The organism is Zobellia sp. OII3 (assembly GCF_002211465.1).
Lineage (GTDB): Bacteria > Bacteroidota > Bacteroidia > Flavobacteriales > Flavobacteriaceae > Zobellia > Zobellia galactanivorans.
Genome location: NZ_MWRZ01000007.1, coordinates 200142 through 215221, shown reverse-complemented (window position 1 = coordinate 215221; position 15080 = coordinate 200142). Strand labels below are relative to the sequence as shown.

The 15080-nt window shown below is 40.9% G+C and carries 13 protein-coding genes; 10 read left to right on the top strand and 3 right to left on the bottom strand.

Going from position 1 to position 15080, the window contains the following annotated elements:
- Positions 1-113 precede the first annotated feature (113 nt).
- From B4Q04_RS17255 to B4Q04_RS17210, 10 genes are all read left to right on the top strand, one after another.
- On the top strand, positions 114-731 hold the full coding sequence (locus B4Q04_RS17255) for a sugar transferase (RefSeq protein WP_088697573.1): 618 nt from the start codon (positions 114-116) through the stop codon (positions 729-731).
- Entirely contained in the window at positions 722-1747 is a 1026-nt protein-coding gene (locus B4Q04_RS17250; protein ID WP_088697552.1) for a glycosyltransferase, read from the top strand. Before B4Q04_RS17255 ends, B4Q04_RS17250 begins: the two co-directional genes overlap by 10 nt.
- A complete protein-coding gene (locus tag B4Q04_RS17245) occupies positions 1744-2712 on the top strand; it encodes an ATP-grasp domain-containing protein (protein ID WP_013995084.1) in 969 nt (322 codons plus the stop codon). The genes B4Q04_RS17250 and B4Q04_RS17245 overlap by 4 nt, the downstream gene beginning before the upstream one ends.
- Positions 2696-3352: an HAD family hydrolase gene (locus tag B4Q04_RS17240; protein WP_088697551.1), complete on the top strand. Its 657-nt coding sequence runs from the start codon at positions 2696-2698 to the stop codon at positions 3350-3352. Before B4Q04_RS17245 ends, B4Q04_RS17240 begins: the two co-directional genes overlap by 17 nt.
- Positions 3353-3679: 327 nt before the next feature.
- Complete coding sequence (locus tag B4Q04_RS17235) at positions 3680-4729, top strand: GNAT family N-acetyltransferase (protein WP_013995082.1); 1050 nt, start codon at positions 3680-3682, stop codon at positions 4727-4729.
- A 12-nt stretch (positions 4730-4741) separates the two neighbouring features.
- On the top strand, positions 4742-5986 hold the full coding sequence (locus B4Q04_RS17230) for a GNAT family N-acetyltransferase (protein ID WP_088697550.1): 1245 nt from the start codon (positions 4742-4744) through the stop codon (positions 5984-5986).
- A gap of 60 nt (positions 5987-6046) precedes the next feature.
- Positions 6047-7501, top strand: a complete 1455-nt coding sequence (locus tag B4Q04_RS17225; protein ID WP_088697549.1) for an MBOAT family O-acyltransferase — start codon at positions 6047-6049, stop codon at positions 7499-7501.
- A 6-nt stretch (positions 7502-7507) separates the two neighbouring features.
- The gene (locus B4Q04_RS17220) at positions 7508-8479 is read left to right on the top strand and encodes a hypothetical protein (RefSeq protein ID WP_236631041.1); all 972 of its coding nucleotides are present in this window, start codon (positions 7508-7510) and stop codon (positions 8477-8479) included.
- 35 nt (positions 8480-8514) lie between these two features.
- Positions 8515-9696 (top strand): GNAT family N-acetyltransferase, encoded by a 1182-nt coding sequence (locus tag B4Q04_RS17215; protein WP_088697548.1) that lies wholly within the window; start codon positions 8515-8517, stop codon positions 9694-9696.
- 300 nt (positions 9697-9996) lie between these two features.
- Entirely contained in the window at positions 9997-12048 is a 2052-nt protein-coding gene (locus tag B4Q04_RS17210; RefSeq protein WP_088697547.1) for an HAD family hydrolase, read from the top strand.
- On the opposite strand, the gene B4Q04_RS17205 is transcribed toward B4Q04_RS17210, so the two are convergent.
- From B4Q04_RS17205 to bshA, 3 genes are all read right to left on the bottom strand, one after another.
- A complete protein-coding gene (locus B4Q04_RS17205) occupies positions 12049-13227 on the bottom strand; it encodes an OmpA family protein (RefSeq protein ID WP_088697546.1) in 1179 nt (392 codons plus the stop codon).
- Positions 13228-13346: 119 nt separating this feature from the next.
- Positions 13347-13790, bottom strand: coding sequence for a hypothetical protein (locus B4Q04_RS17200; RefSeq protein WP_088697545.1), 444 nt, complete (start codon positions 13788-13790; stop codon positions 13347-13349).
- Position 13791: 1 nt separating this feature from the next.
- Positions 13792-14937 (bottom strand): N-acetyl-alpha-D-glucosaminyl L-malate synthase BshA, encoded by a 1146-nt coding sequence (gene bshA, locus B4Q04_RS17195; protein WP_013995074.1) that lies wholly within the window; start codon positions 14935-14937, stop codon positions 13792-13794.
- Between the last annotated feature and the right edge of the window lie 143 nt (positions 14938-15080).

Here is a 15080-nt window from a genome sequence, read left to right as displayed (position 1 = left end):
TCTCGATTATCGAGTAAACTTGCATTTTAACAAAAATGCAAGTACTTGGTCTATAACCAAAATTTATAAGGCGTTTTTATCTGTATTTTGCAAGGGTTATTAGACGCTTCATGATTTACCGTTATTTTTTTAAAAGACTAATCGATTTTATAATGGCATTGTCAATTTTGACTCTGGCCCTGCCTATCATATTGCTCATTGTTCTTTTTTTAGGAATCGCTAATCGTGGAAGTATCTTTTTTGTTCAAAAACGCCCTGGAAAAGACGGCAAAATCTTCACCATATTGAAGTTCAAGACCATGAACGACAAAAAAGATGCAAGCGGAAACCTTCTTCCTGACGAAAAAAGACTTACCTCTGCAGGTAAATTCATTAGAAAAACATCCCTTGATGAACTCCCCCAATTATTAAACGTGCTCAAGGGAGATATGAGCCTAATTGGCCCCCGCCCATTATTAGTCTCGTATTTGCCCCTCTACAACGATTATCAGAAGCGAAGGCACGAGGTCAAGCCGGGCATAACGGGATGGGCACAAGTGAACGGGAGAAATGCCATATCTTGGAATAAAAAATTTGAATATGACGTGTGGTATGTTGACCACATCTCTTTCCCCCTCGATCTCAAAATATTGTTTTTGACCGTACTGAAAGTAGTCAAAACCGATGGGATCTCATCCGATACCAGTGCCACAATGGAATTGTTTACAGGAAATAGCGAACTATGCGATTAAGTATTATTATACCGTGTTACAACATGGAACTCTATTTAAGCGAATGCGTCAATAGCTTATTAGACCAGCAAATGACGGATTCCGAATACGAGATTATTATTGTAAACGATGAATCTAAAGATAGAACGTTAGAAATCGCCCAAGAATACGCTTCGCAACACTCCAATATAAAGGTTATCGACAAAAAGAATGCGGGCGTAGGTGCGGCAAGAAATTCGGGATACGACCTCGCTCAAGGGGAATACATTTATTTTCTCGACCCCGATGACTATGTTGCCCAAAATACTTTGCCCATTTTACTCGACCTATGCAAAGCCAACGATTTAGACATCTTGACTTTCGTAAGCAAATCGGTCGTCACCAAACCTTATCCCTATTCTAAAAACATTGATTCCTTTGATGCATCCGCTCAACCTGACATCTGCGACGGCATTACCTATATAGCGAACAAAAAGCACAAAAACGAAATTTGGTGGTATTTGATCAAGCGCGATTTTATACAAAATACCGGAATCCGCTTTATCGAGGGCAAATGGATGGAAGATGCCATTCTTACCTCCGAACTCTTCTGCCAGGCCAAAAGAATGGCCCATGCCGACTTAGACGTACACCGATATCGTATTTTGCCAACATCGGCCATGCGCAATAAAAGTCCGGAACACTACAACAAAGTGATCTACGACAATGCAAATGCAGCCCATGTGTTCAACGAATTAATATCGACCATACCTAGGGGGCATAAAGACGCCGAGGCCTGTATCAAAAGACTTAAAACACGTCAGCAGTCCTTTGTCTTCTTTCTAATGGTTCGCCTGATGAAATCAGATATTCCGGTTTCTGAAATTCCCGCCATGCTCTCGGGTTTTGAAAAAATAGACGCATACCCATTAAAGAAATTTCTAGGGGAAGATTACCACGGGATAGGCTATTCGTGCTTGGTTTTCGTATTTAACAGAAAACCTTTGATCAATCCTTTCATAAAGATGTTCCGATCTTTTTATACTTTAGTACGATGAATATTCTCATATCTTCTGCCGGGAGGCGTGTTTCTCTCGTTAGGGCCTTTCAAAAGGAACTTAAAAAAATATATCCCGAGGCTAAAGTGTATGCATCCGATGCCGACCCAACACTTTCCGGTGCCTGCCAAATAGCCGACGGCTATTTTAAAGTGCCTTTTGTGACCCATGCCGATTATTTCGATGTGTTGATCAGCGAATGTAAAAAACGTGACATCGGCCTGTTGATTCCTACGATTGACACAGAGTTATTACCACTGGCACAAAACAGACTGCTTTTGGAAAAAAACGGGATCGTACCCGTGGTTGCCTCCTCCGATTTCGTCGGAAAATGTAGGGACAAAAGACAAATCCACAAGTTCTTTGAAGCCCATAACGTAGAAGTTGCCAAAGAATATTCAAAAGACAAATATCGCCTTCCACTGTTCATCAAACCTATTGATGGCAGTAGAAGTGTTGACACCTATCTGATCAAGGAGGAGAAAGACCTAACGGACTATCATTTTCAAAATGATAAGCTTATGTTCTTAGAATACCTCGATCATGATCAATACAATGAGTTTACCTGCGACCTATACTACGGCAAAGACCATGAACTGAAATGTGTCGTTCCTCGAAAAAGAATCGAAGTAAGGGATGGAGAGGTCTATAAGGCCTTGACCGTGAAGAATCTTCTCGTCGATTACATCAAAAAAAATATGGCTACCGTAAACGGTGCCGTGGGTTGCCTTACAGCCCAGTTTTTCGTCCATAATACGGAAAACAATGTTAGGGCCATAGAGATCAACCCAAGATTTGGTGGTGGCTACCCCCTATCTTATTTGGCAGGTGCCAACTACCCCAAATGGATTATAGAGGAATTCACCCAAGGGAAACAAATTGATCAAGATTTTGATTGTTGGGAAAAAGACCTTCTCATGATCAGATATGACGATGAAATTTTAGTCCATGGATATAAAGGTTGATGAAAAATCCGTCATCGTTTTTGATTTAGACGATACACTCTATAATGAAATCGATTATCTAAGATCTGCTTATTCCGCCATTGCCATGGAACTCGCCCCCAAGCAATGGAAAAAACTTTTTGTACAAATGTTCTCAATGTATCGAAACAAAGAGAACGTGTTCGAATACTTGACCACTACTTTTGGGGTTGAAAAACAAATGCTCATAAACCTTTATCGCAACCACCAACCAGCTATCGTTCCATTCGAAGGGGTTCTACCTTTGTTAAAACACATAAAGGACAAAGGTGGAAAACTGGGTGTCATAACCGATGGGAGGAGCAAAACCCAAAGAGCCAAGCTCTCAGCCTTGGCCGTAGTTGACTACTTTGATACCATTGTGATATCGGAAGAACTAGGTTCCGAAAAGCCCGACAAAAAAAACTATCGGGCCATAGAAGAAGCTTTTCCAAATCATCGCTATTGTTACATTGCCGATAATATAAGAAAGGACTTTCTCGCTCCTAATACCCTTGGGTGGGATAGTATCGGGCTCATCGACAATGGCCTGAACATCCACAGCGATGCTTTTCGCTATTTTACCGAAGACCACCTTCCAAAGACCTTCGTTAAAAATATTGGCGAAATTGCAGTTACATAAAATACCATCGCTTTTTTCTTTGATCGTGTTAAAAAGTTGACCTGGGTTTTTTGAAAGTCTATTTCAAAGTGGTAAATTTATGTTAGTAATTATGTAGGTATAATCTGGTTCGGACAACGGATTCCAAAATAACGGAATACACCTAGTTTTAATTAAATTTTTATCAAATGGCTTTAACAAAGAGTTATTTACCTATCATTACCCTTTTAGTCCTATTTATGAGTCAACGTTACGGATAGCCCCCATTTTATCAATAGTACCCATCCTAAACCAAAACACTCTGATGACAGGGCCAGCACTGTCTATTCGGATATTTAGACCATATGCATGATCAAAATCATAACTGAAAGGAATGAGTGGAACGACCTCATAAAAAAAGTCGACCACTGTGACTTTTACCATACCTACCACTACCACTACCTCTCAAAAGGAGATGATGAAACCCCTATTCTGATTCATTACGAAGAAGAAGGTACTCATATCATCCTCCCCCTAATGTTACGGGAAATAGAGGGCACCTGTTACAAGGACGTTACCTCTGTGTATGGCTATGCAGGCCCGCTATGTAGTACCAAGAAGCTTAATTTCGACAACACCAATTTCAAAAACGAATTACAAAAACTATTCTTGGCACACAAAGTGGTATCCGTTTTTTCAAGACTCCATCCCTACATTGACCACCAAGATGAAATTCTGGCCAATATTGGGGAAATCTATAGCCCTGGTGAGGTAGTTTACATTGATCTCACCCTACCACTTGATCTACAACGACAACAGTACAGTAGTCGCTTAAAGACTTATATCAATAAATCGCAAAAGCTCTGTTCCGTTCGTAAAGGGACTTCGGAAGAGGACATCCGGACCTTTATCGAAATCTATTACGAAAACATGAGAAGGGTAAATGCCGATGAAAGTTATTTCTTCAGTGACCGTTACTTCTACCAGCTCATGCTCAGTTCGTTCTTTGAAACGGAACTATTGCTATGCGTATTAAACGAGACCAATGAAGTCATCGGTGGTGCCATGTTCATAAAGACCGACGAAATAGTACAATACCATTTGTCGGGACATAAAGAAGAATTCTTGCACCTCAATGCCATTAAACTGATCATTGACACCATGCGCATCAATGCCACCGAAGAAAAATACAAGTATTTCAACCTCGGTGGTGGAAAAGGCGTTAAGAGCGATACGCTCTTTGCCTTTAAGTCCACTTTTTCAAAAAACCACAGACCTGCTAAATTTTGGAGATATGTAGTAAACCCTAAAGTGTACAAGGAACTCGTAAAAATGAACGAGGACCAACGGTGTGAAAGTACCAATGATGGCGAAAGCAACTTTTTTCCCGCCTACCGACAAATACCAAAATCCAATTAATCCCAGTCCGTTTTGATAAAAAATAATCCCTTTCTATCAGACACCTACACCTCGATTTGGTCGAATCATTTTTACGGAGGCAAGAAGCCCTTGACTGTCGATTTTTTAGAAAACATACAATTTTACAAGTATGCGGGACTCCCCCTTTATATCAATTCAGGAAAAACCCTTACCAAGGGTATGGACTATCGATTACACCCCGCGCCTATAAACGACCATAAAAAAAAGGTATTTCTCATTTACGATGTCCCTACCTATTTCAATACCATTCGCGACATCCCCGAAAATACCACTTTAAAGTTGCTCCGATCCAAGCAATACCCCGGCTTTGCCATCGAATTAGGGCCATACACCAACTTTAACGAGTATATGCTCGCTACCTTCAGCAAGAGCAGCAGGTACAAGTTGAACAAATACAAAAAGCGTTTTGAAGCCTGTTTCGATATTAGATACAAAATGTACCACGGGGACATCGGCAAAGAAACCTACGATTTTGTATTTGCTTCTTTTAAGGAATTACTCACCAAACGATTTGACGACAAACAAATCACCAACAATAATCTCAATCCGGAAGAATGGCAGTTCTATTACGATGTCGCCTATCCGTTGATTCTTGAAAAAAAAGCCTCCCTATTCGTTATTTACGACAGGGAAAAACCGATCGGGGTAACCTTGAACTATCATTCCGACAGCGTTCTCTTTGATGCTATTACCGTTTTTGATATTGATTACGCCAAATTCCATTTGGGTTCGGTGACCATTATGAAATTGATAGAATATTGCCTAGCTGAAAAAATAGAAGTATTCGATTTTTCCAAAGGTTACTTTGATTATAAAACGAGGTGGTCGAATACGACCTATGATTTTGAATATCATATTTTCTACGACGCCTCATCCCTTATCGCCAAGACCTTGGCGTCTACTTTGAAGCGATTCTTCGATTTCAAACAAAAGCTGCGCGATAAGAACATAAACGAAAGATTGCATCGGTTCACTTATAAACTAAGGCATAGAAAATCCGAAGTCAACACTATAGATGCTCCCTTTACATTTCATGATATTTCTTCGGACCCCCTACCCAATGGGCTTACCGAAGTCGATTTAAACCTGGCCGAGAACCATAAATTAAAAATGCTGGCGTTTGAATTCTTATATCTGAACGATGAGTGTTTTACCTCGCTTAAAGCGTTCACCGACCTAACCGACCAATATTATTTTATAGGGACGAAGAAAAAAGTGAAAGTTTCCATAACTTAATTCGACCTTGAAGAGATTACAACAATTAAGGATAAATAACATCAATAAAAATAGATAACAGTGCTGTTCAACTCACTCGATTTTTTGATTTTCCTTCCGGTGGTATTCGTACTATATTGGTTCGTTTTCAAAAAGAGCCTCAAGGTGCAGAATCTATTGGTCATTGCAGCCAGTTATGTCTTCTATGGCTGGTGGGATTGGCGTTTTCTTATCCTTATCTTTTTCAGTACCGTTCTCGATTTTTTCGTTGGCCAGCAAATTTTTAAAAATCAAGACAATAAGCAAAGAGCCAAATATTGGCTATGGGTAAGCGTTGCCTTTAACTTGGGCCTATTAGGCTTCTTTAAATACTACAACTTTTTTGTAGACTCGTTTATCGAGGCGGTTAGCGCCTTGGGCTACAACATTAAAAGCGTATGGACCTTACGTATCATCCTACCCGTAGGTATCTCCTTCTACACTTTTCAGACCATGTCATATTCATTTGACATCTATTACAAAAAGCTCGAGCCCACCAAAAATTTCATCTCCTTCGCAGCTTTTGTAGCTTTCTTTCCGCAATTGGTAGCGGGCCCCATAGAAAGGGCCTCCAACCTATTGAACCAAATCAATACCCGCCGTAGTTTTAAATACGAACAGGCCAGTAGCGGATTAAAGCTTATTCTTTGGGGCTTTTTTAAAAAACTCGTTATCGCCGATTCCCTAGCCCCCATAGTTGATGATATTTTTACGAACTATACCGACTACCCGGCCTCTACCTTGATTCTTGGGGTCTCGCTTTTTAGCTTTCAAGTGTATGGCGATTTCAGTGGCTATACCGATATCGCCATCGGTACGGCAAAACTCTTTGGGGTAGAGCTGATGTCCAACTTCAAATTCCCCAATTTTTCACGGAACATTGCTGAATATTGGCAAAGATGGCACATTTCGCTCAGCACATGGTTCAGACATTACCTCTACATTCCTATGGGAGGGTCGCGGGTGAGTAAATTAAAGTCATTGCGAAACATTGCCGTCATTTTTTTGGTCAGCGGACTTTGGCATGGGGCCAATTGGACCTTTGTTTTTTGGGGAGGAATTCATGCCTTGCTCTATATGCCCGTATTTTTAATGGGCCGAAACAGGATTTATGCCGACAATGTTATAGCCGAACGTACTTGGCTTCCGAGTATTACTGAAATCCTTCAAGTGTTACTGACTTTTATTCTCGTAACCTTTTCGAGGATATTCTTCCGGTCGCCCACCCTATCCTCATCCTTCGATTTTATCGAAAGAATAGGAAGTAATTTTTATTACGAACCCTATATGCACCCCATGGGCTATAGAATGTTCGATTTTTATTTACTGATAGCCCTGTTTACCTTTTATGAATATTTGATACGAAGGGATGAACGCAACCCGTTCAAGTTTAAATCGCCCGTAGTCCGGTTTCTCTTGTATACCCTAGTGGTTTTGAGTATATTATTGTTCTATGACGATGGGGTCAACCGTTCGTTCATTTATTTTCAATTTTAAGATAGGATGAAAAAGTTTATTCTAAAATCCGTTCTCTATATGCTTCTGATCCTCCTATTATTGGAAGTGATCGTAAGAGTATTCCATCTCTATACCGAAGACCCTCCTCGCTTTATTGATGAATATGGAGTTGAAAAACGAGTGCCCGACCATAGTGGATACGCTGTTACAGGCAATAGAAACCAAAACTTCTCTGAATTCCATATCAACAAGGCGGGCTTCAATTCCTTCCGAGAGTTCACGCCTTCAGCGGACAAGTTTGAACTGGCCTTGATCGGGGATTCCTTTATTGAAGGTTTTCACCAAGACGTTTCAAACTCCATAGGCAAGCAAATTGAAATTCAGACCGAAGGTATCGAAGTATATGAATACGGATACGCCGGCTATGACTTTGCCAACCAGATGCATTTGGTACATGCTTATAAGAACGATTTTCAACTCATAGACCAAATCATCTTATACCTAAATTACGATAACGACTTAAACCGAGGGGTTTACGAACCAAATAAGGACCGGATCAAAATGCTCTCCTCTACCCTTTTTAAAATACGCGACAATATCAAACTACTGGCCTACGGCAGCAAAATAGGGATTATAGAGCCCCTCAAAAAATTGGCCCAACGTGGCGTAGCCTTTAACGACACCAAAGAAGGCTACCGTACCAATGAACTTACCCTAGACAGTGAAGACGAAAAGTTAAAACGCGACCAAAAAAGAATAGCCAATTTCAAAAGCTTGATCCACCTTTACGGTTTTGACAAAACTAAAACCACCCTGCTGCTAGACCGTAGAAAAACCAGTAAACGCTTCTTGGACTTCTGTCAGAGCAATGGGATACGGTACATTGACTTTTCATCCAGTTTTGAGAACTCCAAGAAACCTACGACCCTGATATACGACCACCACTGGAACGCACACGGTCGAGCCCTTATTGCCAAAGAGATAGCCGACTATGTAAAGGAGACCCAAAAGCACTGAACGCGTTAACAAAATTCTTGCACGACCTGCCCCCTATGAACTCCACGAACTTTTTTTTCGACGCCTACACCAAAGAACTGCTGCCGACACATTACAGGCAATTGCAAAACAGGTATACGGGTGACGTGGTCTTTACCAATTCCAATACCGATGAATTTCACTTTGAAGGACCGGCCTTCGTAGTTGAGGACGTACCTGGTTATTTCAAGGTAGAGACCGAAAAACTTCCAAAAAATATAGGGCGCCATACCATAAAACAGTATCCCGGCTTTCTAATCAATTTTGAGAATGTACCTTCCTTAGGCGCTTACCTAAACGAGCGCTTCGGTAAAACGAGCCGCTATAAACTACGTCGAGAGCAAAGAAAACTAGAACAATGTTTTGATATTCGTTATGTCATGTACTTTGGTGCCATGGAAAAACAGGAGTATGATTTTTTAATGGATGAATTCTATCGACTGTTGGAATTGCGCTCGCTTGAAAAAGGAATCAAGGATAATATCAATTTGGCTACCCAAGATTTTTACCGTGCCAACGTCTATCAAATGATCTTAGACAAGAAAGCTTCATTCTATGTAATTTACAATGGAAAAAAACCTATCGATATCTGCCTGAACTTCCACATGAAAAATGTTATTTTTCAATATATACGAACCTACGATATCGATTATTCGAAGTTCAACACCGGTTACACCGACCTGATGAAGCAGATAGAATGGTGCATTGCCAATGGCGTACGATTGATTACTTTTTCAAAGGGCGATTTTTATTGGAAAAGACGCTGGTGCAATACCGTCTACGATTACAATTACGATATCTTTTTCAAAAAGGATTCCTTAAAAGGAAGACTAAAGGCCCAATTGTACTATCTGATCAAAGCCTTGAAGCAATTTGTTCGCGAAAAAGGCCTTATTGAGAAATATCACGATTTTAGGGACAAACATCGAAAACCCATAAATTTACCGAACGACCCTTCAAAAATTACACGGACCCCGATACCCTTCGAAAAGGAATTCGAAAAAATAGAAGCCATTGATTTTAAGAATAGCAAATTCGATTTTCTTAGACGGACTATTTACGATTTTCTCTATGAGAACGACGAAAAAGAGTCCGAAATTAACGTTTATGCAATTTTAGATCATCCAAAATCGTACTTGGTCGTAGGTAAAAAGAGTAAAATATTGCTTTCAAATACTTCCGATAGCCCGATTTTCTGAATAAAAACCGTAAATAAACCTTTAATTTTGCCGTATTTATGCGGTTCATCGAGTTTTTTCCCAATATTTTCTTAAAAAAAATCCAGACATTGCACTTCACCGTATATATTCGCAGTTGAACCCCGTAAACGAGAACACTGTGGCTGATTTAACCAAGACGTCTGAAAATTTCAATATACAATTGTGGCTTGCTGAATTAAAAGAAAATATAATTCTTTCTATTTACCATAAATCCCCCATTATTTTTCTACTCTTTATTAGGTAGTAGAGCACCCCAACCTAGTTTTAATTTAGTCCCCCTTGAAAGACCTGAAACGAAGAATTTCGCGGTTTGATGATCGAAAAGTTCTTTTTACGGACTTTTTTGATACGCTGGTCCACCGTACCGTACACCCTAATTACGCCATACGGTTATGGGCCAAGTTTATGGTTCGTGAGTTGGCCATACCCATGGAGGGCGAACAATTGTTTACCATTCGTACCGAAGCACTTGCCTATCTCGGCAAAAAGCAAGGTTGCTCTACCCTAGAGATCAAATACAAAGATGTAATCACCGAGGTATATCACAGGCTTGTGAATACCGAAAACTTACACGACGTTCCCTTCCCTAGATTCAAAAAATTATTTGAAAGGGCCGACTTTACCGCTGAAATTTCAGTGCAGTTCAAGAACGAAACCCTTATTTCCACTCTCGAACACTTTAAACAAAAGGGCTATCGCATTTACCTAATGTCCGATTTCTACCTTTCAAAAAAGGTAATCGAAAAAATTCTTGACTTCCATAAAATAGACCATTTATTCAATGCCGTTTTTCTCTCTAGCAGCGTAGGACACAGCAAAGAAAAAGGTTCATTATACCCCTATGTACTGGACAAACTGTCCTTAGATGCCAAAGAGGTTTTGATGATCGGCGACAATATGGGCAGTGATGTGAACAATGCCCATAAACACGGTATACCCTCATTGCACCTGAAACACTTTTCCCATAAGTTCAGGAACAAAAAGAACCTTTTGGGTTCCGATAAAAACGACTTTAAAAAAGTTTGCCAGACCATTGAATCCCGGTGTAAAAAAAGCGGACATCCGTTTAGCGAATACGTGCTCCATTTTTACTTCTTTACCGAGCGACTTTATATCAATGCCAAAAAAAACAAGGTAAACGACCTGTTCTTCCTTGCCCGCGAAGGGCACTTTTTAAAAGAACTGTTCGATTGCTACCAAGACATGAACCTGTTCAAGAGCGAGGCGAAAATTCGAACGCACTATCTCAAGGCTTCAAGGCAATCGGCTACTCAACTGGCCCTTCGACCATTGCCCGAAGAAGATTTTGGGGGCTTACTCAAAAGATTCGGAAAGATGTCATTAGATCATTTCCTTGACTGGTTCCCTTTTTCCGATGAGACCAAAAACGATATCAAGCAGGAAATCCCTATAACTACGGACAGTAACCATGCTGCGTTTTTTCAATCGGAAACCATGCAGTACCTAAGAAGCAGCCCTAGATTTCAAGAGGCCTACGACCAAAACCGCTACGACCAAAAAATGGCATTCCTCAACTATTTGAAATCCTTCGAAGCCGATTTTGATAAAGATGGTCTTGCCCTAGTTGATGTGGGATGGGGAGGCACCATGCAAGAAAGCATATACAAGTTCCTCAAAAGGAAAATACCGGTAACGGGCTACTACCTTGGACTTAAGGAAATATACAATATTGAAAAGGGCACCAAGAGATACGGTTTGAATTTTTCAATCTATCCGAGCCAAGATTTTTCCGATGATGTACTCATGGCCAACGGACAACTTTACGAACAATTGCTGGCAGCGCCACATGGCAGTACCCTATCGTATACCATGGGCGAAAACGGCCAATCCCCCACAGTGGAGTTCCACGAACCCAATGAGAAAATGGTTTTTGACCAATACGTGAGTCCGATTCAGGAATATATGTTTTCCGAATTCAAGAACCTTTTCAACGATTTGCGTGCCATTGACTATTCACAGGCTATGGTACAAAACTACATTACCGACATGGCCTTGCGTACAGGTATTTTTACCAACAGGAAAAAATTAAAGTTCGTAAACCAGATTACAAAGGGGTTTTACCAAAATGTAGGCGAGAATAAAGTAGGCCTTGAGTACAACCCGAACCAAGTTAAAACTTCAAAGGTGGCCCTTATCAAGACATTTTTGAAGTCTCCCGAAAAAGTCTTCCGCTATTTGGTGAAAATCAAACCATTCATGTATGCTAAAGGCTATTATTGGATGTCATGGCCCTTAAACCTAACGTACTATTACATTAAGTTTAATTTTTGGGCCAAGCGAAAATGGCTGAACAAAGGTTTGTTATCGTAACTAAAACTTGGTAATAACAAACTCCGACCTTCTATTTTCTTGATGTTTTTCCTCATCGCAATAGGTGTTGTCATCACATTCGTTCAACAAATGGGTTTCGCCATAGGCTTCCGTATCAAGACGTTCAGCCGATACGCCCCGCTTTACCAAATAGGCCTTGGTATGGGTTACACGTCGTTCCGACAACCAATCGTTGTAGGCCGATGTACCCCTTGAATCGGTATGTGAAGTGATTTGAAGCTCCAATTCCGGATATTTCGCCAAAATATCGGCGAGACCGTCAAGAACCTTTTTCGATTTTGCATTTAAATACGAAGAATTCAGGTCGAAATACGCAAAGCCCAAAGCGTCAATCTCATTTCTGATTTCCGTTTCACGCTGTTTTAAGGCATCTAGCCTAGCTTTTTCGGCTGCGGCCAATCGAGCTTCCTCTTTTTCTTTGGCCAGTCTTGCAGCTAGGTCCGCCTCTTCCCTTTCCCTTTCTGCAGCCGCGATCGAATCTTGTTGCTTCTGCCTTTGGGCATCCAACTCCTCGATCAAGGCGAGTTTGGCCTCGCCCTTTTTCGATAGTCCTTTCGTAATTCCAAATTGATATACCACCCCAGCCGCATGCTGTAAGTGATTGGTGGCCTGGTCATTGTTCGCCGCCCATTTTCCCGAAGAACTGAAATCGAGTCCGAAACGATCGGAAAACCAGGTTCTAAACCCAACTACGGCATTATAAGTGGCCCGAGGTTCATTATTGGCTTCCGTATAACCCGCACCAACACCCAAGTAGGGGTCGAACCATCCGGTCTGCCCAATGATCTTATTCAAGTCATAGGTCAACCGGGCGTCTATCCCATAATAATCGGTTTCTTCAAGGTTAGTCCTTCCATCGATAAATTTACCCACGGCGTATTTGTTGTAGGTACCGATAGCCTCTACGCCGATTCCACTATCAAAATATCTTCCGATACTGATTCTTGAGGGATATGGCAGTACGTTCCATTGATCTCCCGGAGCCAATAGTTCATCGAACACATCTCCTGAGTCATCTACAATATTATAACCAAGGCCAATAATCCACGAACTTTTTACAATACTGTCCTTTGCTACAAGTTTTGGTTCTTCTTGCGCCTGCAATAGGTTTGTCGTGGCACATAACAATAGAACCATATATTTTATATGGGGTTTCATAAGAATACAATTTGGGTGTTCTCACTACAAAGTAAGAACTATAAGGGCAAGAACCCGAATGTACACTTCGAATGGCACCAATAATCGATAGCCCGTTCAATACCAGCTATATATCGGTTTTACTCTACAATAATTTGCTTTTGGGTAAGCGGTAGGCTATAAATTGAAAACGGACTCGTCAAGGCGGTAGAAGACGCCTCTCCCTTGGTCGTTTCAACGCCTAAGACCAAACGGCTGTCGGATGTATTCTTAACGAACAATCGAGGCAAGGAAGCTCCTTGCTGTTTTCCGGCGCAGTAGATGAGCAACATTTCCTTGCCAAAGTCAACTTCGGGTACCACCAGTCCCGGTTTTCGGGTTCTGTTGACCTGTGCGTAGAATTTAAGCAGGCTTTTTCTATCGGTAACGACTATCATCCCCTCTTCATCGGTCCCGCTATAAAAATCGCTTTCAATAAGTTGCATTAGGTTTTCCTGTTCGGAAACGTCTTGTTGGCGCCCTCTTTTTTCCTGCCCTTTACAAGATGAGAAAAGTAGAATCAAAACCAAGAAAGCACATTTCATATTACGTCAAAGATTTGTCAAACCTTGCTTTATAGGCCTTTTCATAGAGTGCTTCATATAAGGGCAGCACCTTTTTGATATCGAACCGTTCCGCAGAGGCTACCGCATTTTGTTTAAATTGCTCCAAAGTATCCTCATCTTTCAAAATACGCAAGGCGTTGTGTGCCATATCGGCAACGTCGCCAATATCGCTCAAAAACCCGGTAATACCGTGTTCATTAACTTCAGGTATACCCCCCGCATTACTCGATATTACAGGTACCTTATTGATCATTGCCTCCAAGGCCGCCAAACCAAAACTCTCAGATTCGGAAGGCAAAAGAAACAGATCGGAAAAACATAGAATTCTATCTATTTCATTACTGTTGCCTAAAAATATGACCTTATCGACCAAACCCTTTTCTTCGCACAACCTTTCGGCATTTTCCTTTTCAGGTCCTTCCCCTACCATAACCAACTTGGCCGGTATTTCCTTTTGAATACGGTCAAAGATCTCGATGACATCGGGTATGCGTTTTACCTTCCTAAAATTACTGATATGCGTAATAATTTTCTCGTCGTCCTTAGCCATTAAAGAACGCTGGCAATCGGTAAACGTAAGACTGTAATTTGATTTATCTATAAAATTGGGTACCACCTCGATTTCCTTCTTAATATCGAAGAACTCCATGGTACGTTGTTTTAGGTTTTCGGAAACGGAAGTCACCACGTCGGATTGATTGATACTGAAGGTAACCGCCGGTTTATAGAATGGATGGTTGCCCACCAAGGTGATATCCGTACCGTGCAAGGTCGTTATCATTGGCACATATATTCCCTCTTCCTCCAACATTTTTTTGGCCATATAACCTGCATAGGCATGTGGTATGGCATAATGAACATGAAGCAAATCGATGTTGTGCAACTTCACCGTATCTACCAATTTACTTGACAACGCCAGTTCATAAGGTTGATATTTAAAGAGCGGATATTCGGGTACATGCACTTCGTGGAAGTAAATTTTATTACCTAAGAGCCCTAGGCGCACGGGTTGCTTATAAGTTACAAAATGAACCTCATGCCCTCTATCGGCCAAGGCTATACCTAGTTCCGTGGCTACTACACCGCTCCCTCCAAAAGTTGGATAACAAACAATTGCTATTTTCATCAGTCAAATTTAGCTAAATCTATAAAGTAAGTCGGTAAAAGCCCTTTTTAATTTCAAGACACCGCAAAGTATATGGCAAGTAAACCGAGCATCTTCGCCCAATTCTTTAATTATCAAGGATGTGCCAAAGAATTATAGTTCCT